The following is a 25,973-nucleotide window of genomic DNA, read 5'->3' as shown; positions in this document are numbered from 1 at the left end:
GTTGATATGCAATTACCCGATATTACCTCGCACTCTAATGTAGATTTTCAGTCGCCTTTAAAATGGGTCGGCATGGAAAAAATAGCATTGCCTTTGAAACTTGCACAACCTCATGTTGATGTGCACCTGAATGCCAATGCCGATATTTTTGTTAGCCTTGATAGTGATGCTAAAGGCATTCATATGTCGCGTCTTTATTTATTACTTAATCAGCTATTGGCTAATCAAAGCTTATCGACTAAGCGTATTAACGAGTTTATGGAAGCCGTTTTAGCATCACAAAAAGGCTTAAGTAAAGGCGCAAAACTGGTGCTGCATTTTGATTTACCCGAGCTAAAACCAGCACTCCTTAGCGACAATGCCGGATACAATGCTTACCCTGTTGTTTTAACGATAACTAAGAAGCAGTCGATGACTATCAACTTAAAAGCTGATGTAGCCTACAGCAGTACCTGCCCGTGTTCAGCGGCATTATCGAGGCAGCTTTTGAGCGAAGCCGTCGATAAACAATTTAGCGATGAGCATATAGATAAAGCCTCTTTACTCAGTTGGCTTGCAAGTGAACAGGGCTCTATTGCAACCCCTCATAGCCAGCGTTCTTATGCTTATATTGATGTCACTTTTAGTAGTGAGAAGCTACCCGATATTGGCGGCTTTATCACAGTATGTGAGCAAGCTATTGGTACCCCTGTACAAACGGCCGTGAAGCGTGAAGATGAACAAGCATTTGCTGCCCTTAACGCAAAAAACTTACTGTTTTGCGAAGATGCAGCAAGGCGATTAAAACAGTGTTTCGAAACCATGCCGAGTATTGCTGACTACCAGTTTAAGGTTGAACACCAAGAAAGCTTACATGGCCACAATGCCGTGGTTCACGAATCTAAACATTAAGCTGATGAGTCTAAGTGTTAGGCTCATGAACCTAAAATGGTTTACAAATTTTGACATTAGCGGTCGCAAATTATTGCTATTCATCTTCACAATGATAATGATATGACCGCTAAAAATGATAAACATAATAATATAAAGGACGACTATGCGTTTTAAATTTATTGCTGCTGCAGTGGGTCTCGCTGTAGCAAATGTTGCTGTTGCCGACGAAGGCATGTGGCAACCTCACCAGCTACCAGAGCTTGAATCAGTGTTAAAAGCGAAAGGCTTGAGCATTGATGTAGAGTCAATTTCTAAATTAACAGCGTTTCCGATGAACGCGGTAATTAGCCTTGGTGGCTGTACTGCTTCGTTTGTTTCACCGAAAGGCTTAGTCGTAACTAACCATCACTGTGCCTATGGTTCGATTCAATATAACTCGACCACCGAAAACAACATTTTAGAAAATGGCTTTTTAGCAAAAACAACGGGCGAAGAAGTGCCTGCAGCGCCGGGTTCTCGTGTTTATGTAACCGAGGAAGTGATTGAAGTAACTGATAAAGTAAACCAAGGTACTGAAAAGCTAACGGGTAAAGCACGTTTTGATGCTATTCAAGCAAATGAAAAAGCACTTGTTAGTGAGTGTGAGCAAGACCAAAGCTACCGCTGTAATGTATATACTTTCCACGGTGGTCTTGAGTATTACCTGATCAAATCGCTAGAAATCAAAGATGTACGTTTAACGTATGCACCCGCTATGGGCGTCGGTAAATATGGCGGCGATATCGACAACTGGATGTGGCCGCGTCACACAGGTGATTTCTCGTTCTATCGCGCGTATGTTGGCAAAGATGGCAAGCCTGCTGAATATTCAGAAGACAACGTGCCGTACCAAAGTGATGCGTTTTTAAAAGTAAGCGCTAAAGGCGTTCAAGAAGGCGATTTTGTGATGGTGACCGGTTACCCAGGCAGCACAAACCGTTACCGTATTTCGCCTGAAGTTGACTATGTGTTTAACACGGCCTACCCATTAGCGCGTAAGTATAATTCGAAATATGTCTCGTTAATCGAAGAAAATGCACCAGAGGGTTCAGAGGCACGTATCGCTTACGAAAGCACGATTGCGGGTTATAACAACTACATTAAAAACTACGGTTCAATGATTGAGAGCTTTAATAAAGGGTCAATGTATAGCCGTAAGCAACAATTCGAAAAAGATCTCACCGCGTGGATCAATGAAGATAGCAAGCGCAAAGCTAAATACGGACAGGTACTTGCTGATTTATCTGCGCTAGTTGCACAGTCGCAAGAGCATAACCAGCGTGACCGTATGTTAGGTTACGTACACCGCTCACAAATGATTTCAACTGCTCGACGTTTATACCGTTTAGCTTACGAAAAACAAAAGCCAGATGCTGAGCGCGAAAGCGGTTATCAAGAGCGTGATATGCCACGTATCGAGTCTCGTTTAAAAAGCATGAGCCGTCGCTATGATGAAGCCGTAGATAAAGCTATTTTACTGTACTTTATTGAGCAATATGCTGCATTACCTAAAGACGAGCGAGTTGCAGAGGTAGATAAAGCACTGGGTCTAACAAACGGTTTTGATAAACAAAAACAGCAAGCCATGCTTGATGATATGTATGCTAAATCGGTTCTTGCAGATGAAAGCAAACGTTTATGGATGGCAGATCTTGACCTTGCTCAGTTAAAGCAAAGTAGCGATCCATTCATTCAATATGCGCATGCAATCTTTGCGGTCACAAAAGATATTGAAGATGCGAAAAAAGAACTGGCTGGTAAACAGCAAGCTGCTCGCCCTGCATTAATGGAAGCAATCATCGCTTATAACAAGGCACTTAATAAACCTGTTTATGCAGATGCTAATAGCACCTTACGTGTAACTTACGGTACGGTAGGCGGCTATTCACCGCAGGATGGCTTAGTGGCAACCCCCTTTACATCTTTAGAAGGACTGCTTGCTAAAAATACCGGTGTTGAACCATTCAACTCACCAGAGAAACAAAACGAGTTAATTAAGCAAAAGCTTTATGGTGATTACACCGGCGGTATGAATACTGTTCCGGTTAACTTTTTATCGAACGTAGATACTACAGGTGGTAACTCAGGCTCTCCAACATTAAACGGTAATGCTGAGCTCGTTGGTTTGTTATTTGATGGTGTTTACGAAAGCATTATTGGTGATTGGGATTACGATGAAAACTTAAATCGCTCAATTCACGTTGATTCACGATACATGTTGTGGGTGATGGATAAAGTTGATAATGCTCAAAACCTACTTAAAGAGATGACTATCGTTAAGTAACCTGAGTTTAACGTTAATTTTAGTATTAAAATGCCAGTCACACAGACTGGCATTTTTGTTTTTAACATTAAGATATAGTATTTGACTTATTCTGGTAACTCTATATAGTGAGCGGTAGCTAAAAAGCGTGTAATTAAATCTTTATTTCGTTGTTGTATAAGTAATACTTGTAGTACCGTCCTGAAGTTTTTAAGTTCCATCTGATTTTTTGCTACACCCGCCCACTACGGGCAATATTTAATTTTTTATATCAGGAATAATACTATGTCTAACATCGTATCAGGTACAGTTAAGTGGTTTAACGAATCTAAAGGTTTTGGTTTCATCGAGCAAGAAAATGGTCCAGACGTTTTCGCTCACTTCAGCGCTATCCAATCTGAAGGTTTCAAAACTTTAGCTGAAGGCCAACGTGTAGAGTTCACTCTATCGCAAGGTCAAAAAGGCCCTCAAGCGGACAACATCAAGCCGCTATAATTTTACTGAAAAGTAAAATAGAGAAGAAGCAAGCTACGGCTTGCTTTTTTTATGTCTAAAAATTGACTGGGCTAGTTAATATTTCTATATTTAATGCAGCTGTGTCATTAGAGTGTATTAATTATTTTAAAATATTTGTTGTTAGCGTGCCTAAGCTTTGCACCTGTAGTGCTTGCAAAAGAAAGTGTCACCATTTACACCGAGCATTTCCCGCCATATAACTTCTCAAATAAAGGGCATTTAGAGGGTATTAACTTAAAGTTTGTTAAGGCCATGTGCATCGATGCCAAAATTAAGTGCAATTTTGAGCTCTTACCTTGGTCAAGAGCATTCCACTTGGCGCAACAACAGCCCATGTCAGGGTTAGTCTCTACAGCCCGAATTACGCAAAGAGAAAAGCTGTTTAACTGGGTAGGGCCGTTGGCCTCATCGCGAAATTTCTTTTATAGATTAAAATCAAATGAGCGTATTAATCCACTTGATCTACCCCAAGTAAAAGAACATAGCCTATGTGTTGTGCGTAATAGTATCTATGAGCAATTTGTAGAAACAATTGGTTTTAGTGATGGTAAAAATTTGCTGAAAGTCAGTCATAGTTATGAGTGTCTTAATTTATTTTTCAAAAATAAAATCGAGCTAATTATTGGTTCAGATCTATCATTTGATTATCAGCTAACTCAATACGGGCACCCTGGACGAGAAGTCGTTAAGCTAGTTGAGCTTCCTCTTAACGATACATTAGGGAATTATTTAGCATTAAATAAAAACATACCCATCGATGTAGTTGAACGTTTGCAATCAAGTTACGAAAAGCTAATTGCTCAGGGTAAGTTAGACTTTTTTATTGAGCAATATAGTAATACCAATTCAAAATAATTCTTATTAGTCATCGTTAGCCGTTTAAGCTATAGGTAGCTGAATACTACTATGGTGCAGTGTAAAAGGCACTGGGGGTTGTTCAGAGTAACAAATAACGAATTTTTCTTGCTCTTACTTAAGGCCTATTTGTTCGCATGACCTGACTATATAGCGTTGATGCCTGAATCTCAGCAAACGCATTTTTTAATGCATTGATATGGTGTGGGTTAGTATTTTTGTTTGCAGCCAGGAACCCTTTCATCGCTAAAAAATCAATTGCAAAGGCAAAGTGTAAGCGCGATTCATCAAGGCCTAACTCATTAGCCATAGCGGCGATATAGTTTTTATCGTCAATGATTAAATCAACCTTCCCCGACATCAACAACTGATATGACTTATTGATGTCTGAAGTATACACAACAGTGTAACCGCGCTCAGTTAAGCGTTGTGCTGCTAAGTCATGACGCTGAACTGCTATCTTGTATTGTTTGGCTTGCTCGTTGGAGGTGATGTTTATATCGCGGCGTTCGCTTAATTTCACAAAGCCCATTTCATAGGTGGCTACTTCACCAATCCAATAGAAATGATGTTCACGTTCTGGAGTTTTAGCCATGCTGTAAATGAAAGTATTCGGCTTTTTTAGTGCCATATTATAAGCACGGGCCCAAGGGTAGAGCTCTATATTGGCATTTAAGTTTGCTTTGGCAAAAATAGCTCTTACTAATTCAGTGCTTTTACCGGCAACTTGGTTATTGATCAAGGTTTGATTGGGCGGTGATAGTTCGGTAACAACGGTTAGGGTCGGCATGCAAAGGGCTGGCCAACTTAAGAAAAAGGTTAGTATATAAATTCTAAAATAGTTCATTTATGCACTTAAAAGGATTTAGTAAATAAATCTTAGCACATAAAACGATAAAAGGGCCTTGCGGCCCTTGGTGAAGTATCGTTCAAGTCAGATAGACCTTTAACCCCTTAAAGTCCTATCCTATTGTTTTGCAACTACGGCTCATCTCATTAAGTTTCTAAGCTAGCGAGAGGAAAAAACCTGCAATTGCTGCACTCATGAGGTTAGCCATAGATCCTGCTAACACTGCTCTGAGCCCTAAGCGTGCGATATCCTTTCGCCGACTAGGCGCCATACCGCCTAATCCACCTAGTAAAATTGCTATCGATGATAAGTTAGCAAACCCACATAACGCGAATGTGACAATCGCTTGTGTGTGCGCACTTAACGTATCGCGATAATTAATAAAGTCGAGGTAAGCAACAAATTCGTTAACTACAACCTTCTGACCTATAAAACTGCCTGCGATTACTGCTTCGTCCCAAGGTACACCTAATAACCATGCAACCGGAGCGAATACGTAACCTAAAATTTCTTGTAGCGTTAATGTTGGATGATCAAACCAACCACCAATACCGCCTAATAACCCATTTAGAAGTGCAATAAGTGCTACGAAAGCAAGTAACATCGCACCTACGTTCAGTGCTAGTTGCATACCGTTTGCGGCACCTGATGCGGCAGCATCAATTACGTTTACCGGTTTTTCTTCTTGTACGTCTAAATCAGCTAAATCTTCTTTTGGTGTTTCGGTCTCTGGCACAATCATTTTTGCCATTAAGAAACCACCTGGTGCCGCCATAAAGCTGGCTGCAATTAAGTATTTAAGCTCTACACCAATTGTTACGTAACCTGCCATAACAGAACCTGCTACGGTAGCAAGGCCACCTACCATTACCGCAAATAGCTCTGACTTAGTCATGCTGGCGATAAATGGCTTAACAATCAATGGTGCTTCTGTTTGGCCAACGAAAATATTGGCAGTCGCAGAAAGCGATTCAGGGCGCGAGGTTTTCAATAGCTTTTGTAAGCCACCGCCTAGAATCTTGATTATCCAATCCATTACCCCGATGTGATACAACACAGCAACGAGTGCTGAGAAGAACACGATAACGGGCAATACTTGTATCGCAAAAATAAACCCTAGGGTATCTTGCGATGCCAGTGAGCCAAATAAGAAGCTAATCCCGTCATTGGCATAACCAATAACCGATGAGACGCCTCGCGACATACTTGCCAGTACGTTTTTGCCCACTTCAAAGAACAAGACAAAGCCACCAATTAACACTTGAAGTAAAAAGGCGATGCCTACAGTTCTTAAATTAATTGCTTTACGGTTCGTTGAAGCCGCAAAAGCAATGCCTAGTAGCACAACAATGCCTACTAAGCTCATAAATGTTGTCATACTGACTGTTTCCCGTTGTTATTGTTGCAGTAAATATTTTATTTTACTTTTAATTATATCAATGGCAACGCGATTCATACCGCCGCGTGTGACTACGAGATCAGCTTTGTGCTTAGATGGCTCAATAAACTGATAAAACATAGGTCGCACTGTCGCTTGATATTGATCAACAACGGACTGTAATGTTCTGCCACGCTGCTCCATATCTCGTTGCATACGGCGCATAAGGCAGATATCTAACGGTGTATCGATGAACACCTTAATATCAAATTCTTTTCGAAGTGCCGGATCACTCAGTAGCAAAATACCTTCAACGATAAGTACTTTTGCAGGTGCGACTCGACGCGTTTCATCGCTTCGGGTATGCATTGCATAGTCATAAGTTGGTACGTCTACTGATTTTCCAGCGCGCAATTGAAGTAAGTGCTCATGCAAAAGCTCATGCTCGAAAGCATCAGGGTGGTCGTAATTGGTTTGCGTTCGATGGTCAAACGGCAAATGCGACTGGTCTTTGTAATAAGCATCTTCTTCGATCACTGCGATCGCGCCCGGTTCAAGCTCATTGACTAATTCGTTATAAATTGTCTTGCTAAAAAGAGACTTGCCCGACGCAGATGCGCCAGCAATAGCTATAATTGTTCGTGTCACTAAAGTTCTCGCCCACACAGAAGGAAACATTGTTAGGTAGATCACAATAGCAAAAAAGACACGATTAATCTCTTTTGCTTCGCTTAGAGATGCAAATTTATAATGTTTCCGTTTTATGAAACAGGACTTATGTCCTGTACCAAAAATTCAAAGAGCATATAAAGTATTCACATATTGATAACGAGGTACCCATGGCAAGAGCACTCATCTTAATGGCAGATAGCCTAGGAATTGGCGCAGCACCTGACGCAGAAAAGTTTGGTGACGTAGGCGCAAATACCTTCGCTCATTTACTTAAAGCCTATGCAGAAGAAACTGGTGAGCACTTATCGCTACCTAATCTTACCCGTTTAGGTTTAGCTGATGCATGCGAAGCCGCAGGTAAAGAACCTTGTTTAGTCAGTGACCGCCAAGCACCTATTGGCGCATGGGGTTACGCTAAAGAGTTATCGAGTGGTAAAGACACGCCTTCAGGACACTGGGAAATGGCCGGTGTACCTGTGTTGTTTGACTGGGGTTACTTCCCCAATACACAGCCGTGCTTTCCACAAGAATTTGTTGATGAGCTAATTGCTCGCGCAGAGATTCCTGGCATTTTAGGTAACTGTTATGCCTCAGGAACGACCATTTTAGAACAGCTAGGTGAAGAGCATATGCAAACCGGTATGCCGATTTGCTACACCTCAGTTGATAGCGTGTTTCAAATAGCCGCGCACGAAGAATCATTTGGACTGGAGAAACTTTATCAGGTTTGCGAAATCGCACGGGCGCTGCTTGATGAAATGAACATAGGAAGAGTGATTGCGCGGCCATTTTTGGGTTCGAGCCGTGACGATTTTGCCCGTACAGGCAATCGTCGTGACTATTCGGTGTTACCTCCGTCGCCAACCTTGCTTGATAAATTATCGCAAGACGGCGGTGAAGTGATCAGTATTGGTAAAATTGCCGATATCTATGCGCACCAAGGCATCACCCAAAAACACAAAGCGCCAGGGCTATTGAACTTGCTTGAGAAAACCTCAGAAGTAATCGCAAGCGCACCTGACCATAGTTTGATTTTTACAAACTTAGTTGATTTTGATGAAAAGTACGGTCATCGCCGTAATGCAGTTGGCTATGCTAAAGCATTAAAAGAGTTTGATGATTACCTACCGACCATTTTAAATCAGCTAAATAGTGATGATGTGTTAATTATCACGGCCGATCACGGATGTGATCCAACAGCAGCAGGCACTGACCATACACGTGAATACGTGCCAGTACTTGCATACCAACCGGGAATGACAAACACCCCGCTTGGAGAACGAGCTAGTTTTGCAGACATAGGTCAAACCCTTGCCCAGTGGTTTAATCTTCCTGCACTTGAATACGGTGATAGCTTTAACGACAAGCTATTAGCGAACAAAAAAGGAAACCAATAATGAGTACTCCTCATATCAGCGCCAATGTAGGCGAATTTGCAGAAACGGTATTAATGCCGGGTGATCCGCTTCGCGCTCAATACATTGCTGAAAACTTTTTAGATGACGCAAAACAAGTAACAGGCGTTCGTAATATGTATGGTTTTACCGGTACCTACAAAGGTAAGCCAGTGAGTATTATGGGTTCTGGGATGGGTATTCCATCAATGTCAATTTATGCCCGTGAATTGATCGTTAGTTACGGCGTTAAAAATCTAATTCGTATTGGTACCTGTGGCGGTATTGGTAGCGATATCAAAATCCGTGACGTTATCTTTGCACAAGGTGCAAGCACAGATTCAAACGTAAACCGTGCGCGCGTACGTGGTTACGACTTTGCCGCAATTGCTGATTTCGGTTTACTACTTAACGGCGTAAACGCAGCAAAAGAATTAGGTATTGAAGCAAAAGTAGGTAATGTATTTACAACAGATACATTCTACCAAGCAGATAACACATTCTATCAAGAATTAGACAAGCTAGGCGTACTTGCTGTTGATATGGAAACAGCTGGCATGTACGGCGTAGCCGCTGAATACGGCGCAAAAGCGATGGCACTATTTACTGTAAGTGACCACGTAATCACTGGTGAAGCAACACCAAGTGAAGAGCGTCAAAGCACCTTTAACGAAATGGTTAAAATTGCTTTAGAATCAATTTAAATAAGTTCCTTGGTAACGTATTCACTGAAATTTGGAAACACGCCCAAAGTGAAGTGAGACTAACCTCAAAGCCGCATTTATGCGGCTTTTTTTATGGCTACTTATTTACCTCGCGTAAAATCCTGCCCGCATCTCGCAACCGCCCCTTAAAACTTGAAAATTCAAGCAATTGTTGCCACTTTTAATAGAGGAACAACAATTGAGGATGTGTATGTCTAATTGGGTTGAAGCTAAAGTTAAAGATGTTAAATGGTGGACCGACTCACTATTTAGCTTAATTGTTAATGCCGATGTTGAACCATTTGTAGCAGGGCAGTTTACAAAGCTTGCTATGCAAGTGGGTGATAAACGGGTAGCACGTGCATATTCTTATGTTAATGCGCCGAATAACCCCGACCTCGAATTTTATCTGATTAATGTTAAAGACGGTCAACTTTCTCAACAACTTGCGCAATTAAAGCCGGGTGACTCAGTGACTATAGAGCGCCGCGCGACAGGCTTTTTTACCCTTGATGAAGTGCCAAGCAGTGAGCAGCTTTATATGCTGAGTACAGGTACTGCGCTTGGGCCTTTTATATCAATATTAGAGCAGGGCGAAGTGTGGCAAAAGTTTGAGCATGTTCACTTAGTGCATGGAGTTCGTTTTAATGAGGACCTAAGTTATCAAGCGCGCATTAAAGCACTACAGCAGCAGTACCCAAATCTTTACTATTCGCCTGTAGTCAGCAGAGAGTCAGCCACAATGGGTTTTAATGGTCGGATCACTGATGTTATTAAAGACCATCGTTTATTTGATGTGACCAGGCGCCCAGTTGCACCTGATTCTACACAGTTCATGATTTGCGGTAATCCAGAAATGGTAAAAGAGACCACGGCTATTTTGTTAGAACTAGGCTTTAAACGCAATAGACGACGAGAGCCCGGGCAGATCACAGTAGAGCAGTATTGGTAAAAAACTATGCCAAGCTGCAAGAATTTGCTACCTTAGCGCCACAGATCAGGCATGATGCATTTAGGAAAATTATGAAACCATTATTTTTGGCAATTAGTTTATTATTCTCTTGGCAGTCATTTGCAAGTGAAGAAACCACTGAACAAGCCGAGCCTCAAACTAGCCATGAACAAAAAGCCGAAAAGAAAGACGTACCTAGTTTAGAGTTTATTGAAGAAAAGCCAGTAACAGATCAAAAAGTAATTTCTGAATCTAAGAAAGAGGTCGCAGAAGTTGATGATAGCAAAGTTCTAGGTACTCAAACGCCTACACCTGCCGAGCAACCAAAAACAGTTGAAGAAAAACAGCAAGCAGTTGATGAGGCTGAAAAGGCCGTAAAGCAAGCAAAAGAGGCGCTAACAGCCAAGCAACAAGAAAAAGCGCGTCAGTCACGAGAATCAATCGCTGTAATTGAGCAATTAATAGCAGCATATAATGCTCGTAATATTGATGCATTTATTAAAATGTATGATGAAAACGTCGAGTTTTACACATTCCCAAATGAGTTAATGTTCACAGGGAAAGAAAAGCTTATAGCTCGTTATGGCATCATGTTTAAAAAGCTTAAATGTATAAAATCGTCTCCAATTAAACGAATTGTGCATGGAAATATTGTGATTGACCATGAGCTATCAGAGACTTGTTCACAAGACCCTAAGGTGGTTGATAAGCGAGCTGAATTTGTCACTAGTTATAAAATAGAAAATGGTAAAATAACCAAAGTGTTATTCTTCCGCTAGAAAAAGAGCAGCCCAGCTGCTCTTTTTTTATGGGTGAAAGTTAGTGGGTTCAAGCTAGCGAGTTTCGAGATATGAGGTAGCAGCGATTTTACATCGCGTCCTAGAACCTAAATCCCAGCGCCTATGACGCGGGATAAACCTGCTGCTACATGTAGGCGTGAAACTTGTTTCGCGCTATTAATCTTAATTAATTTCAGGAATTACACCTTTTAAACGGGTGATATCTTCATCACTAACGTCTGCAAAATGTTTAAAGTGAGTCGGCCAATCTTTGCAATATTCTTCAATCTCTTTAATGATGTTTTTTGCTGCTGAATTTGCTAACCCAAATCGCTTAGCCTGAGATAAAAAATTGCTTTTACTTGCATAACGGCCATCATCGCCAAAGCCAAGGCTATGCTGTTTTGAGTTGTTGATTGGAGTGATGTCATAGGCTGGACTTAATCGCCAATTTTTTTGTGAAAATGAATATAGGAATGCATGATTGCGAGTGTGATCATCTGTATTACCAATATATGCATTGAACACCATTCGCTTAAACAGCTCTTCAGCATCACCTGCATTTTGTATTGTTTGATGCCTAATAAATTCAGCTAATTGACCATATGAATAGTCACTTGAAAGATCACTCATAGCAACTTTGGGTTTTTGAAGTAAGCTATTTGCACTTAAAAAGTGGTGTGTTGGTAAACCATTGCTTACATCAAACCGCTCAACAAGTAGTACATCACCGGTATGTGTTTTATGAATAAAGGTAGGAGCCGTTCGAATACCAAGCTGTTCCGCCATTTTCATTGCAGCATGTTCAGCTCTGACTAGATTGAATAAGTCATCTTGGCGATTGAATTTTGCTAAGTAGAGCTTGTTGTCAATTTGGATAGAGGTCTTTGGTCTAGCTCCCCCCATGCTTTGGCCAAACTCAAATGCTTTCTTAGCTTCATCTGAAATTGTTTTATTCGCCAGCAAGTCATCTTTAGCTTGGTCTAGCAAGGCTAAATCAGACAAGGTGTTTTTGTTAGTTTTATGCTTTGAGGCACTTCGCGAGAGACTAAAAACAAGCGCTCCTACGCCATACCCAGACCCGGCTAATAAAAATTCTAACTCGTTTTTGGGTTTTGTAGTATGAAGCGAAAGAATTAACTTGCGCCCCCACGAATCAGCTCCTGCATCACTCAATACGCCAAATACACCTCTGTTTGCACTGTAATTGAAAATCCCCGACTTTAATGGCAGATGTATTGGATCTAGAGCAAAGGCATCGCTTCGGGCTAAATAGCTCTTACCATAGTTGAACTCACCTCGACCTGATTGATTATCTAATTTAAAGTAACCACAGATAACGGGTTTTTCTTCTAAACCATCTATAAAAACATAGCACTCAGAAGTCATCATTGATTTCCTGTGGTGAATTTCGTTTGCGTTGGCGAGCATTGTATCCACCTACGTCGGCCGCTAATTCATTTATTTCATCGAGAAGCGATCCCTGTAAGTTAAGTACAACCAGCGCTTCAAAAAGAATGTCACTTTTCACAACATCACCTTGCTCTAACTTTTGTACTGTCGAACGTGATACCCCAATCATTTTCGCAAATGTACTTTGCGTATAATGAAGAGTTCGGTGCTGGCGAATCAAATCTCCCAGCTTTTGTGCCATTTTTGCAGCCTGTTTAGAACGCATATTGATTACTTTTTTAATCATTAGATACTTAATGATTAGTTTAGCGGTATTTGTTTTTTTTGCAATAGAGGGGGATTAAGTTAGTGGGTTCAAGTTAGCGAGAGTAAAGTTAGCGAGTTTCGAGGTACGAGGTGGCAGCGATTTTACATCGCGTCCTGGCGCCTAGGACCTAGAACCCAGAACTCGCCTATGACGCGGGATAAACCTGCTTATATGGACTCCTCCGATTGCACAAGCCTTTTTTACATTAAGCTGATGTGATTGCGTACTTATATACGGACTCTAATGAGGCGCTACCTCGGTCACTTTGATGTTTTCGCGCCCTTGTGCCTTATCTGCTACACGGTATCTTCGTACACTAGCGGGTTTTCAGGCTATCAAGGGTAGGTCTCACCACTTAATGCTCTATCTTGGCTTGTTCAATTCTTCTGCTGACTAATTTTTTATTCTTTTACTTTATGCTGTCAGTATTGTCGGCTCATAATTCGTTCCATTTTTAAGTAAGGCATAGGCGGTTCTCATTGTTTTGTTTGCTAATGCAATCGCCGCGCACTTAACCCCTTTTCTTACTAGAAGGTTTTTTATCCATCGTTCTTTTTCAGTCAAGGCCTCTCTGTTTTTTAATTTACTCACTATCGAGCGAGCGCCTAAAAATAGATTTCGCCTTAATGCTCCACCTCGTCTTTTAGGTATACAGCCTATCTTTGCTTTACCGCCTGTCGAATGCTGTAGTGGTGTCACACCTGCACACGCAGCTGCACTCCTTCCATTGCTAAACTGTGTTGTGTCACCTAAAAAAGACAGAAGCTCGATAGCAGTGATTGGGCCGACTCCTTCGAGTGCCATTAAGCGTTGACAGCCATCATTTTGTTTTACAATGCGCTCTATTTGTTTTTGCAACGCTACTTTGTTTTCACACTGCTGTTGATAAAGAGCGTAAGTCAGCGCAAGCGCATGTTTTAGTTCTAATGGCAGTGTGTTTTCTGCATCTTCTAACATATCGGGTATGGCTGCTTTAAATGCGGCCTCACTTTGGTTAATGACAATACCAAACTCAAGAAGTAAACCACGTATTTGGTTTGATAATTGAATTTTTTGTTTATCTGCTAGCGCCCGAACCTTACTAAGAGATTGCAATGCTTGCTCTTCGATAGAGAGAATTTTACAGGTGCGGACATTAGGAACTTTACTAGCAATGGCTATCGCAATAGCATCGTTTGCATCTGTTTTTTGACCTTGTCTAAATGCTTTAACAAATAACGGGTCAAGCAACATAACTTTATGACCAAAAGATTGCGCAGTGCGTGCAAAATATTGAGCGCTTGCGCATGCTTCCATAGCAACAACGGATGGTTTAGCTTTAACTAATAACTCAAGCAATGCTTTGCGGCTAGCTTGTTTATTAGATTTAAGTTTACTGCCTTGAAACTGCGCAACTTGGAAAATATTTTTTGCTAAATCAATAGCAATTAAATTAGACATGTGTCATGTATGGACTCCTTAATTGGTAAAAGTTGTTTTGCAATTTCTTTATACCGTACTCCCCCATTAATGGGGAGGAGTCCATACATCTGCTACATGGGGTTCGGCTATGCCGATTCATTTAACAACGAATTAAAGCTGTCGTTGTCGTGTAGGCTGGCAAACGCGCTTTCGTGTAATAGCTCGTTACGTAGGTTAGGAGAATATTCAAGAGCCATACGAATATCAGCCATTGCATCGGCGTGTTTGTGTAGTAATGCATAGGCACAAGCACGTTGCCAGTATGCGTAGCCGTAGTCGCTATCAATTTCTAATGCTTGATTACAAAGCTCGATAGCCTCACCTGTTTCGTTAATTTCTAACAGAGCATCTGCTTTATAGGCAATGGCTTCTACGTCTTCTGGTTTACGTTTTAAGATCTCGTCAAAAATCTCAATCTTATTCGCAACATCGCTTTCTAAATTGGCACGCATCCATAAAGAATGAACTTCATTGGTGATTGAGATCTTTTGTTGGTTTAATAAGATCTCTTCAGATCGCTCACGTAGTTTTTCTTCGAGTACTTTTAGGCGCTCTTCATATTCTTTTGTAATCGCACTCACGCGTGTATTAACAATATCTTCTACCTTATTTTTCACATCACGTAGGGAATTCCAACCGACTAAGACCAAGATTGAAGCGGTAATGGTAATAATGAAAAACACATTATTAATGGTGTCTGTTGTATAAGTTAATGCACGGTCGGCAGTATCAAGTTGTGTATGAGCAACTTGTTTTGTCACATCTTCGCGTAGTTTTTGTTGGTCTTGGCGCACCGCTTTTAATTCATCAAGAATATAGCGCTCTAACAATGGTTTATACATAGGTTCTTGAAGCTTATCGAGTCCTTGCTGTTGCTCTGCTTCAGTTAATGCTGGGCGGTTTTGTGGCTCATTTTGAGCTGCTAGAAATGGGCTAAAGCTCATTAAAAAAGTGATTAAAATTAGGGTATAACGCATAACATATTAATTTTTTGTGATTACTGAGGTAACTGTAACATGCGTGAGCACTAGGGACTAGGCAAAAAAAAACCAGCTCGGGGGAGAGCTGGCCAAACTGCTTAAACAACATAAAGTCGTAAGGGGTATCAACAGGAGTTAGGTACAATATACTCATTTTTATCTGAACAACTACTTAATACTTAAAGAGTTTCTAAAAAAAGTTAATCTATATGCGATATTGAGTTTGTTCGTCTAAACTTAAAGGATACTAAAACTAAAAGGTGAGAATATGCGCCAGCAACTAGTACAACTGCTTTATGGTGTATCAATTTCGTCTGATCTCGATAGTGGAAATGTTGAATTAGCTGAACGGCTAATCCTTAATGCTGTACTCGATGGACTCGAAATCGGGCGTGCCGGCATTTGGTTACTTAATAAAGAAAATACAGCAATAGAGTGCCGTTTATTACTCGACAGAGAAAATGGTAAAGAAATTCAAATGCTAGTGCTTCCACGGGACGCATACCCTGACTATTTCAAAGCACTTGATACGCAACGCACAATAACAGCGGTTGATGCGCATACTGATCCTGCTACCTACGAATTTAGCGAAAGCTACCTAACACCACTTAATATTGGCGCTATGCTCGATGCACCAATTCGCTATAAAGGAAAAATGATCGGTATATTTTGTTGTGAGCACATTGGTAGTGAGCGACATTGGACAGAAGATGAATGCTCATTTATAGGCGCATTAGCAGATCTATACGGCAGAGCGCTATCAGCACAAGAAAATGAACGTATAAACGCAGAGCTTGAACGCGCTAATCAGCACCTAGAGGAGCGTGTTGTTGAACGCACTCGAACGCTCGAGAAAACCTTATCTGAACTTACCGAGATGCAAGAAAAACTAATTGAAGCAGAAAAAATGGCTTCATTGGGTAATCTGGTTGCTGGAATTGCACATGAAGTTAATACGCCAATAGGTATCGCGGTGACTGCAAACAGTTCGGCAAAAGACAAACTCTCTGAAGTTGATAAGCTTATACAGTCAAATACGTTAACTAAGGCTGCGCTGATAGAGAGTATTAATCATTTAAACGAATGTTTTAAAATATCATTCACTAATTTAGAGCGAGCAGCAAAATTAATCAGCGACTTTAAACAAACGGCAGTAGATCAATCTTCACTCGATTTATTAGAAACCAACATTAAAGACTACTTAGAAAACATTCTACACAGCTTAATGCCTTTAACCCGTAGTCATAACGTAACTGTAAATGTGAATTGTGTCGATGACTTTGAGTTGATCACAGTCCCAGGAGCTTTGAGTCAAATCATAATGAATTTGGTTAATAATAGTTGCGTTCATGGTTTTGTTGGACGCCAAGACAACCAAATAAACATATCGGTTAATATTGACGAAGCACAAGGTGTTTATTTGCTTTGCTACAAAGATAATGGCCATGGCATGGATACAGAAACTTTGCATAAAGTGTTTGAGCCCTTTTTTACTACGAAGCGCGGCTCAGGTGGAAGTGGATTAGGAATGTCAATCGTTTATAACCTTGCAACGCAAGCATTACAAGGTGAAGTGAGTGCTGCGAGTTCACCTTTTAATGGCATGACAGTTAATTTTAAACTGCCTATAAAACTCGCATAACTAATTAATATTTATACAAGTTGAGGGCTAAATAATCTGGTGACTGGGTAATAAAATTAAAAATTAATCAGTTTGCTTAGCGAGACATGATATATCGGTGCACTTGTTGTTTTTGCAAAACTGCTTTATACGTTTTTTCGAGTATAAATAATTAATGCTTAAAGGTGTAACCAATAGCGTCAGCCAAAACAATAATGAGCTTCTAAACGTTAACCCCACAAGCGAAGCAACTACCAGCCCTGTTAACATTAAAATAGGTAAATTGGCGATAAAAAAGTTAATGCTTAATTGTCTAGCAACATCAGGATTAATTGTTTTCATAAGGGCTACTCGCAGTAAAAAGACCTTTATAAAATGGACTGTTTTGTAAAATGAATCAAATCGTATTTTTCTATCGAATCAATCGATTTAAAACCATGTTCAAGATCTAGCTTTATTTATGTAGTGCTCCTATAGTTTTAAACAACATGAACTTTTAAGTTATTAGTTATTCAAAACTAATAGAAATCTTTATTTATGATGATGCTAAGTAAACTAGCTTTCGTCGTATCTTAAGCTTATGAGGAGCAAGCAATGAGTAATGGAAAAACGGGCCAGTGCCCAGTAATGCATGGTAGTAACACTGTCACCGCTAAATCAAATACTGACTGGTGGCCAAACGCACTCAATTTCGACATTCTTCACCAACACGACAGCAAAACGAACCCTTACGGCAAAGATTTTAATTACGCTAAAGCATTCAAATCTCTTGATCTTGAAGCCGTTAAAACCGACTTAAAAAGCTTAATGACCGAAAGCCAAGAATGGTGGCCAGCTGATTGGGGCCATTACGGTGGTTTAATGATCCGTATGGCGTGGCACTCAGCGGGTTCATACCGTTTAGAGGATGGACGCGGTGGCGGCGGTACAGGTAACCAACGCTTTGCACCATTAAATTCATGGCCAGATAACGCTAACCTAGATAAAGCACGCCGTTTACTTTGGCCAATTAAAAAGAAATACGGTAACAAGCTTTCTTGGGCAGATTTAATGATCTTAGCCGGTAATATGGCTTACGAATCAATGGGCTTAAAAACCTTTGGCTTTGCCGGTGGCCGCGAAGATATTTGGCATCCAGAAAAAGATGTGTACTGGGGCGCTGAAAAAGAATGGTTAGCACCTAGTGATGAGCGTTACACAAATGTTGAAAAACCAGACACCATGGAAAACCCATTGGCAGCGGTACAAATGGGCTTAATTTATGTTAACCCAGAAGGGGTGAATGGTAACCCAGATCCGCTTAAAACGGCTGAACAAGTTCGCGAAACATTTGCCCGTATGGCAATGGATGACGAAGAAACTGCGGCACTTACTGTAGGTGGCCACACTGTGGGTAAAACCCATGGTAATGGTAGCGAAGAAAACGTTGGCCCAGAGCCAGAAGCGGCTGATGTGTTTGAACAAGGTCTTGGTTGGAACAACCATAACTCACGCGGTATTGGCCGCGATACCATGACATCGGGCATCGAAGGCGCGTGGACCACTCACCCAACTAAATGGGATAACGGTTATTGCTACTTGCTACTTAATTACGAGTGGGAGCTTAAGAAGAGCCCAGCAGGTGCGTGGCAGTGGGAACCAATTGATATTAAAGAAGAAGACAAACCAGTTGATGTAGAAGATCCATCAATTCGTTTAAATCCTATTATGACTGACGCCGATATGGCGATGAAGATGGACCCAACCTATCGTAAGATTATCGAACGTTTTAACGATGATTTTGAATACTTTAGTGATGTGTTTGCACGTGCATGGTTCAAACTGACGCACCGTGACTTAGGTCCTAAATCACGTTATTTAGGTGCCGATGTACCAAGCGAAGATCTGATCTGGCAAGATCCGATCCCAGCGGTGAATTACACCTTATCAGACAGCGAAATTAGCGAGCTTAAAACCAAGCTACTTAACTGTGGTGTAAGCCAAGCAGACTTAATCGCAACAGCATGGGATAGCGCCCGTACTTACCGTGGTTCAGACCATCGCGGTGGTGCAAATGGTGCTCGCATTCGCCTAGCACCGCAAAAAGATTGGCAAGGAAACGAGCCAGAGCGTTTAGCTAAAGTATTAAGCGCACTGGAATCGGTGCAAGCGGGTTTAAACAAACCAGTAAGCCTTGCTGATTTAATTGTGCTCGGTGGGTCAGCAGCGGTTGAACAAGCAGCAAAAGCAGCGGGCGTTGACATCACCGTGCCATTTGCGCCGGGTCGTGGTGATGCCACAGACGAGATGACAGATGCAGACTCGTTCGACGTACTTGAGCCAATTCACGATGGTTTCCGTAACTGGTTGAAGAAAGACTACGCAGTATCCGCAGAAGAGTTGATGTTAGAGCGTACGCAATTAATGGGTTTAACAGCACCAGAAATGACCGCTCTTGTTGGTGGTATGCGTGTACTTGGCACTAACCACGGCGGCTCTAAGCATGGCGTGTTTACAGATAATGTAGGCACACTTAGCACCGACTTTTTCGTAAACCTAACTGACATGGCTTACACATGGAAGCCAACAAGTAAAGGTCTTTACGATATTGTTGAGCGCAGCACTGGTGCAACTAAATGGACAGCAACACGCGTTGATTTAGTATTTGGTTCAAACTCAATCCTACGCTCTTACGCAGAGTTTTACGCACAAGACGACAACAATGAACGTTTTGTAAAAGACTTTGTAGGTGCATGGGTGAAAGTAATGAACGCCGACCGCTTCGATATTTAATTTAAAATTCCGTTAAGTACAAAGGCCACACAGTTTAACTGTGTGGCCTTTTTTATTTAAATAAGTTAGCGAGTTACAAGAGCAAAGTTACGAGATTCGAGCTGCGAGATAGCAGCTATTTTACATCGCGTCCAAGCGCCCAGAACTCGCTGATGACCGCTGCTACACGTAGGCGTGAAACTTGTTTCGTGCGGCTGACCGCTTACGACTGCAAGCTCCTTTACTTCTCAATCCCAAACCAATAGCTATTTTGAAAAATACTCTCTTTTAATTCTCTTTCGCTGTAAGCATACGTACTTTGCCAAAACAGGCGGTCAAAAAGGTATTTATCACCGTCTTTAGCAAGAATTTTGAAATTAAATAATGATGAATAGGCAACTTCTTGATTTGCTAATACTTCATCTTTACAGCTTGAGTAATCAACTGCATTTGGGCACTGCGATATCATAGCAAAGCTAATGCTGTTATCAGCTTCTAATTGCCAATAACTACTTGGTGTAAAATTAGCTCTGTTTTCGAGGCCATATTGGTCAGCATAATAGAAGCTGCCTTTACCATCATCATTTATATACCAGTATATCTTCTGGTTGCCGCTGGTATAGCCTTGACGTAAGTAACTAAATAGGTGCTTATAGTCATCAAGTGTGATGGTTGAATCATCAACTACTTCCGTGAACTCATACCCTAAGCGAGCTTGGCGCTGCTCTTTATTACGCTCGCGTGCCATGATCATTTTGCCATCAGGCTGAGTGAAAAATTGTAAGCTCGTTTCTAGGCCATTACCCGTTACTTTAACGGTTTCGCCGTTATTGTCTAAGTTGTAATGCCATTTAAATGAGTCAGTACTTTTAGGTGTATTGAATGTGACCGTTGCTGTGTCGGCTGCAGTGATTGTAAAAAATGTGGGTACATAACGGAACGTTAAACCTTCGCCTGTATCTGAATTTTTATTATTTAAACGACCAGTATATGATTTGCCTACTGTCAGCTCAGGAACTGTAACAGGGGTAAGTTTTCGAAGTGCTCTAATCGATGTTTTTTCTAGCAGAGCTTCAGCCAGTTCGGTTGATTCATTAATAATATTCTGTGCACTTTCATCTTTATAAGTTAAAACATGACGTAGTTTTAGCACTAAAAAGTCATCAAACTGAGCAATAACTTCTGCATCAATTAGATCAAGATTAAATGCTACATCTACCTCATGACCAAGGTTACTAAATTGCTTTGTGTTTTGAGTTATAACTAATGTATTACTCTCAATTTTTAATGTTTTGCCTTCTAACGTCGCCGAAAATTCAGCATGAGGGAATGAAGTCGTATTTCCTGAAGCCGTCGGAATAAAGTTTGCTAAAGGTACTTCAAAGTAACTTTCTTCACCTGCTGCACTTAAATAATTAACAGAGTGGAATGAGCTTCGCTCTACATCAGCGTAGTACGCAGAACTAAACTCTGTATTTGATTTATAAAGGGTAACTACTTCGCCTTTATCGGTTGAAACATTAAAAAGCTCAACACGAATAGCATCATCGCGCTTAGCCAACACTTCAATTTCAAGTAGGGCTTGTTGATTACATTCATGCAAGCAATCAATCGCTTGGGTATTTAATGCAATAACATCAGGGTTCGACCAATCAAAACGACTTAACTCACCATTTTGAGCAATCACCCCAGCATCTTCAGTAGCAAATGCCAGCTGTACGCTACCATCGCTTGATTGCCAGTTACCCATTACTTCGCCATTGCTAAGCTCAATAGGTTGCCATGCTGCACGGTTTTCGGCGACATTAACGGTAAGGGTATATTGGTTACTCGCTTTACCGTCAGAGACTTCCACAGTAAAAGCGTGGTTAGCTACTTCGAATAGGCTTGGCTCAGCACTAAAAGTAACCTGATTACTGCTGGTGGTTACAGTCAGCCACTCTGGTTTATCAATAACCGTTGTAGTAACACTGTCGTTTTGCTCATCTTTTAAATCAACAACTAAATTAGTTGATACAAGCGCTTTGGCTGAGAGAGTGAGCGAGCCAGAAAGCGTCGGCGCAGTATTTTTTGTCGCTTCTGCATCTGGCGTTTTATCTGTTGATGAACCGCCACCACAGCCTGTTAGAGCCAGAGTCAGTGCCGATACGCTGAGGATTTTTTTCATTTAGGTCCCTTAAATTTATTGTTCTATTGAAGTCAAAGAAATTTAAGTTACCTAAAGTGGGTAATTCAGTAAAGTGAATATGTAACTGAACGTAAACAAAAAAGGAGAGCTAACTTGCTCACCTTATAGGAAAGGCTTATTGCGCTTGTTGCGCAACATGGTCCATATATTCGTCAAATGTGCCCTGAAAATCGATAAGCTGTTGATCTTTAATATCGATGATACGAGTCGCTAAAGACGATACAAACTCACGGTCGTGGCTCACAAAAATTAGCGTGCCTTGGTAATCTTTTAAAGCATTATTGAGCGCTTCAATGGCTTCCATATCCATGTGGTTGGTTGGCTCATCCAAAATTAGCACGTTGATGTCTTGCATCATTAACTTACCAAACAATAGGCGGTTCTTTTCACCACCCGAGCAATTACGCGCTTTTTTGTTCGCGTCATCTGCGGTAAATAATAAACGGCCTAACATAGCACGTACCATTAAATCGTTGTGTTTGGCGGTACGCCACTGCGACATCCAATCAAATAAAGTTAAGTCGTTATCAAAGTCTTTACTACTGTCTTGTGGGCAATAACCAATACTGGCATTTTCAGACCACTTAACCACACCTTCGTTACTTTGTAATTCGTTTACAAGGCAGCGTAATAGGGTGGTTTTACCAACACCGTTTTCACCGATAACCGCAAGTTTAGCTCCGGCTTCAAGTAATAGCTCTCCGCCGCTGAACAGGGTTTCACCCTCAAAGCCATGGCCTAACTTAGTAAGCTCTAATGCTTGGCGATACATCTTTTTGCCTTCGTCAAAACGTAGAGATGGGCTAATACGGCTTGATGCTTTTACTTCATCAAGCTTAATTTTATCCATGCGCTTAGCACGAGAGCTGGCTAATTTTGCTTTTGATGCATTCGCACCAAAGCGGTTTACGAACTCTTGTAGCTCGTCAATTTCAGCACTCTTTTTTGCGTTTTCAGCAAGTAGTTGTTCGCGTTGTAAGCTTGAAGCTTCGATCCATTTTTCGTAGTTACCAGGGTAAATCCGTAGTTCACCGTAATCGATATCGGCCATGTGTGTACATACCGAGTTTAAGAAGTGACGGTCGTGCGAGATGATAATCATCGTACACTTACGCTGGTTAAGCTCGTTAGCAAGCCAAGTGATAGTGTGAATATCAAGGTTATTGGTTGGCTCGTCAAGAAGCAAAATATCAGGGTTTGCAAATAGCGCTTGTGCTAACAGCACACGAAGTTTCCAGCCCGGCGCAACGTTTGCCATTAAGCCGTAATGAAACGCTTGTTCAATACCCGCTTGGATCAAAATTTCTTCCGCGCGGCTTTCTGCTGTGTAGCCATCCATTTCGGCAAAAATGCTTTCAAGTTCAGCGACTTTCATACCGTCTTCTTCACTCATTTCTGGCAGTGAATAGATACGATCGCGCTCTTGTTTAACCTTCCAAAGCTCTGCATCACCCATGATCACCGCATCAACCACAGTGTATTGCTCAAACGCAAACTGGTCTTGGCTTAGTGTACCTAGCTTTAAACCCGGTGCAATCGACACATTGCCAGAGGTTGGCACAAGCGCACCACTTAGAATTTTCATAAAGGTCGATTTGCCGCAGCCATTCGCGCCAATTAAACCATAGCGGTTACCGTTACTAAATTTAGCTGAAATGTTTTCAAATAGAGGCTCTGCACCAAATTGCATGGTGATATTTGCGGTTGAAATCAACGAATTGTTCCTAGAAAAGTACTGACAGGGTTATGGGCGCAGTAACTGCGAAAATAAACAAGCAATAGGGTAAATAATAGGCCGCGGATTATACAGATCAGCCCCTAATAACGCTATTAAAAAGAAATGAAAGTTGTGATTTCACATCGCGTCTTAGCGCCTAGAACTCAGATCCTAGCGCCTGATGTTTCCCGCGTAGGACTGGCTTTAGCCGGGAAATGTATTAAATTAGCGAGTTTCAAGTTACGAGGGGAAAGGTGCGAGATGCGAGTCTGTAGCAGCGATTTAACATCGCGTCCTAGCGCCTAGATCCTAGCGCCTATGTTTCATTCGTAGGCGTGAAACTTGTTTCGCGCGTCTGAGAGCTGAAGGTTGAAAGCTCATTATTTTTGGTTCGGCACTGAAGTACCTCCTACAAGACTCCCCCAAACGGCACAAAATAAGAAAAAAACCTGAAAATATATAAATATAGTTAATACTTTAGGGAAATCGGGCGATAATACTAAGTAATATGACAGCAAAGGTGGATTCAATGTCTGCAGGTATTTCTTTCAATAACTTGAGCATCACAAAAAAAATACACGCCATAACATGTATTGCCATTACGGCATTCGTGATCATAGTAGTAACCAATTTTATAGCCATGAATGACAACAAGATCTCGCTCGACGAGCTAGAAAAGTCATCATATCAGGTCGTTAAACTCACTTCAGCAAACGTTGCGCTACTCGAAAAACTAGATGAGTTATACACTCAAGCGGTAACATTTGGTGAGTCAGATTTAGTTGATAGTGCAGCGCAAACGTATAAAACGATTAATGAAAATCTACAAAATATCATCATTATCAACGACAGCTACGTGCATGCCGATACCAAAAAACAATTAGAGCTTTATGCACAAACCTCGTCAAGCATAGCAACTTCAATGATCGACGGCAGCGCTGACTTTAGTAAAATTCAGCAACAAGCACAGCAAAAAACGCAGCAGTATGAGGCCGTTCTAGCTGGCTTTAAACGAGCACAAACCCGCGCAGATGATCGCTTTTTTGAACTTGTACAAGCAACCAAAGCGCGTTCAGACAACGCACTAAATTTAATGCTTGTAGTGTCTGTAGTATCACTTATTTTATTGGTTGTTACCTCAATTTGGATTGCGCGTGGAATCGGTTCATCGGCCAGCGCAGCGGCAGATAACTTACGCCTATTAGCAGACGGCAAAGGCTCTCTAAGCACACAACTTGAAGTACACGCTAAAGATGAAATCGGTCAAGTTTCGATTAACTTCAACGCGTTTATACAGCTGTTAAAAGCTGCGGTACTTGAGGTTATAGCGGTTTGTGAGCCATTAATGGAGAACTCAACACGACTTGTACAAGGCATGGAGCGTGCCGAGCGTGCCACAACTAAACAAACATCAGATGCTGAAATAGTTAAGCAATCAATGGAAGAAATGCGCCAGAGTGTCGCTGATATTTCTCATTCAGCAGCAAATGCATCACAAGCTGCGCAAACAGCCGAGCGAGAAGTTGAGCAAAGTCGAACGCAAATACAGCGTTCTGTGACAGAATCAAAAACACTAAGTGAAGAGATAAATCAAGCAGCATCAACTATTAATCAACTGGCCACTGACACCAAGAATGTGACGCAAATTTTAAACGTTATTACCTCGATTGCAGAACAAACTAACTTACTCGCGTTAAATGCTGCGATTGAAGCTGCACGTGCAGGTGAACAAGGCCGAGGCTTTGCGGTTGTAGCTGACGAAGTGCGTGAGCTTGCTTCAAGAACATCGCAGTCGACGAATGAAATCAGAGAGCTGCTTTCTACATTAACCACAGCAGCAAGCCATGCAGTAAATGCAATGAACTCAGCCCGAGATATGGCTACAAATAATGCAGAGGCCGCTGAAAATACAGGGCAATCGATTGATAAAATCTCTGAACAGATATTAGAAATTAACGGTATGAATTCGCAAATTGCCGCAGCTACCGAAGAGCAAACATCTGTTGCTAGTATGGTAGTTGATAACGTGACGAATATGCATATGTCGTTTGAAGAAACAATGGATTCATTATCGGCAGTACGTGATGTAGCGAAGAACCTTCATTACCTCTCTGATTCGTTACTCGACGCCACAGCTAAATTTAAAGTCGAGTAATTTTAGCGCATAAAAAACCAGGCATCGCCTTAATGCCTGTCAGTTAAGAGCTGACAGGCATTTTTTTGGGCTTTCGTTCAGGGTACCGACTGGGCCTCTTTTTCA

The 25,973-nt window shown here is 41.3% G+C and carries 20 protein-coding genes; 11 read left to right on the top strand and 9 right to left on the bottom strand.

Features of this window, described 5'->3' with window-relative positions:
* The first annotated feature begins 6 nt into the window (after window positions 1–6).
* The 4 genes from folE2 to ISP07_RS19310 all read left to right on the top strand — a co-directional run bounded on the left by folE2 (window position 7) and on the right by ISP07_RS19310 (window position 4,546).
* Window positions 7–891: a GTP cyclohydrolase FolE2 gene (gene folE2 / locus ISP07_RS19325; protein WP_209328600.1), complete on the top strand. Its 885-nt coding sequence runs from the start codon at window positions 7–9 to the stop codon at window positions 889–891.
* A gap of 145 nt (window positions 892–1,036) precedes the next feature.
* Entirely contained in the window at window positions 1,037–3,196 is a 2,160-nt protein-coding gene (locus ISP07_RS19320) for a S46 family peptidase (RefSeq protein ID WP_209328599.1), read from the top strand.
* Between the two features lie 264 nt (window positions 3,197–3,460).
* On the top strand, window positions 3,461–3,670 hold the full coding sequence (locus ISP07_RS19315) for a cold-shock protein (RefSeq protein WP_054553399.1): 210 nt from the start codon (window positions 3,461–3,463) through the stop codon (window positions 3,668–3,670).
* A 168-nt stretch (window positions 3,671–3,838) separates the two neighbouring features.
* Window positions 3,839–4,546, top strand: a complete 708-nt coding sequence (locus ISP07_RS19310) for a substrate-binding periplasmic protein (protein WP_324616138.1) — start codon at window positions 3,839–3,841, stop codon at window positions 4,544–4,546.
* A 118-nt stretch (window positions 4,547–4,664) separates the two neighbouring features.
* Here ISP07_RS19310 and ISP07_RS19305 read toward each other — a convergent pair whose 3' ends face one another.
* From ISP07_RS19305 to udk, 3 genes are all read right to left on the bottom strand, one after another.
* Complete coding sequence (locus tag ISP07_RS19305) at window positions 4,665–5,393, bottom strand: substrate-binding periplasmic protein (RefSeq protein ID WP_209328597.1); 729 nt, start codon at window positions 5,391–5,393, stop codon at window positions 4,665–4,667.
* 157 nt (window positions 5,394–5,550) lie between these two features.
* Window positions 5,551–6,774, bottom strand: coding sequence for a NupC/NupG family nucleoside CNT transporter (locus tag ISP07_RS19300; RefSeq protein WP_054553401.1), 1,224 nt, complete (start codon window positions 6,772–6,774; stop codon window positions 5,551–5,553).
* Between the two features lie 18 nt (window positions 6,775–6,792).
* Window positions 6,793–7,422: a uridine kinase gene (gene udk / locus ISP07_RS19295; protein WP_054553619.1), complete on the bottom strand. Its 630-nt coding sequence runs from the start codon at window positions 7,420–7,422 to the stop codon at window positions 6,793–6,795.
* A 191-nt stretch (window positions 7,423–7,613) separates the two neighbouring features.
* Here udk and ISP07_RS19290 point away from each other — a divergent pair, with 191 nt between their 5' ends.
* From ISP07_RS19290 to ISP07_RS19275, 4 genes are all read left to right on the top strand, one after another.
* Window positions 7,614–8,843: a phosphopentomutase gene (locus ISP07_RS19290; protein WP_209328596.1), complete on the top strand. Its 1,230-nt coding sequence runs from the start codon at window positions 7,614–7,616 to the stop codon at window positions 8,841–8,843.
* Entirely contained in the window at window positions 8,843–9,544 is a 702-nt protein-coding gene (deoD, locus tag ISP07_RS19285; protein WP_036972525.1) for a purine-nucleoside phosphorylase, read from the top strand. Before ISP07_RS19290 ends, deoD begins: the two co-directional genes overlap by 1 nt.
* A gap of 211 nt (window positions 9,545–9,755) precedes the next feature.
* Window positions 9,756–10,496, top strand: coding sequence for a ferredoxin--NADP reductase (locus ISP07_RS19280; RefSeq protein ID WP_209328595.1), 741 nt, complete (start codon window positions 9,756–9,758; stop codon window positions 10,494–10,496).
* A 71-nt stretch (window positions 10,497–10,567) separates the two neighbouring features.
* Window positions 10,568–11,275: a nuclear transport factor 2 family protein gene (locus ISP07_RS19275; RefSeq protein ID WP_209328594.1), complete on the top strand. Its 708-nt coding sequence runs from the start codon at window positions 10,568–10,570 to the stop codon at window positions 11,273–11,275.
* A 183-nt stretch (window positions 11,276–11,458) separates the two neighbouring features.
* On the opposite strand, the gene ISP07_RS19270 is transcribed toward ISP07_RS19275, so the two are convergent.
* From ISP07_RS19270 to ISP07_RS19255, 4 genes are all read right to left on the bottom strand, one after another.
* The gene (locus ISP07_RS19270) at window positions 11,459–12,664 is read right to left on the bottom strand and encodes a type II toxin-antitoxin system HipA family toxin (protein WP_209328618.1); all 1,206 of its coding nucleotides are present in this window, start codon (window positions 12,662–12,664) and stop codon (window positions 11,459–11,461) included.
* Window positions 12,654–12,953 (bottom strand): helix-turn-helix transcriptional regulator, encoded by a 300-nt coding sequence (locus tag ISP07_RS19265; protein ID WP_138600147.1) that lies wholly within the window; start codon window positions 12,951–12,953, stop codon window positions 12,654–12,656. The genes ISP07_RS19270 and ISP07_RS19265 overlap by 11 nt, the downstream gene beginning before the upstream one ends.
* A gap of 456 nt (window positions 12,954–13,409) precedes the next feature.
* Complete coding sequence (locus ISP07_RS19260; protein ID WP_209328593.1) at window positions 13,410–14,435, bottom strand: IS110 family transposase; 1,026 nt, start codon at window positions 14,433–14,435, stop codon at window positions 13,410–13,412.
* A 107-nt stretch (window positions 14,436–14,542) separates the two neighbouring features.
* Entirely contained in the window at window positions 14,543–15,433 is an 891-nt protein-coding gene (locus tag ISP07_RS19255) for a tetratricopeptide repeat protein (RefSeq protein WP_209328592.1), read from the bottom strand.
* A 271-nt stretch (window positions 15,434–15,704) separates the two neighbouring features.
* On the opposite strand from ISP07_RS19255, the gene ISP07_RS19250 reads away from it, so the two are divergent.
* Window positions 15,705–17,078, top strand: a complete 1,374-nt coding sequence (locus ISP07_RS19250; protein WP_209328591.1) for a GAF domain-containing sensor histidine kinase — start codon at window positions 15,705–15,707, stop codon at window positions 17,076–17,078.
* Between the two features lie 573 nt (window positions 17,079–17,651).
* Window positions 17,652–19,829: a catalase/peroxidase HPI gene (gene katG / locus ISP07_RS19245; RefSeq protein WP_209328590.1), complete on the top strand. Its 2,178-nt coding sequence runs from the start codon at window positions 17,652–17,654 to the stop codon at window positions 19,827–19,829.
* 220 nt (window positions 19,830–20,049) lie between these two features.
* Here the strand turns inward: katG and ISP07_RS19240 are convergent, their stop codons facing one another.
* On the bottom strand, window positions 20,050–21,975 hold the full coding sequence (locus tag ISP07_RS19240; RefSeq protein WP_209328589.1) for a hypothetical protein: 1,926 nt from the start codon (window positions 21,973–21,975) through the stop codon (window positions 20,050–20,052).
* A 136-nt stretch (window positions 21,976–22,111) separates the two neighbouring features.
* Window positions 22,112–23,710: an ABC-F family ATPase gene (locus ISP07_RS19235; RefSeq protein ID WP_209328588.1), complete on the bottom strand. Its 1,599-nt coding sequence runs from the start codon at window positions 23,708–23,710 to the stop codon at window positions 22,112–22,114.
* A 532-nt stretch (window positions 23,711–24,242) separates the two neighbouring features.
* Between ISP07_RS19235 and ISP07_RS19230 the strand changes: the two genes are divergently transcribed.
* Window positions 24,243–25,868: a methyl-accepting chemotaxis protein gene (locus ISP07_RS19230; protein ID WP_209328587.1), complete on the top strand. Its 1,626-nt coding sequence runs from the start codon at window positions 24,243–24,245 to the stop codon at window positions 25,866–25,868.
* The last annotated feature ends 105 nt before the right edge of the window (window positions 25,869–25,973 follow it).

It is taken from the genome of Pseudoalteromonas sp. PA2MD11, assembly GCF_017808125.1.
Lineage (GTDB): Bacteria > Pseudomonadota > Gammaproteobacteria > Enterobacterales > Alteromonadaceae > Pseudoalteromonas > Pseudoalteromonas simplex.
The sequence above is the reverse complement of the archived record's forward strand: the minus strand, read 5'-3'. Positions and strand labels throughout refer to the sequence as shown.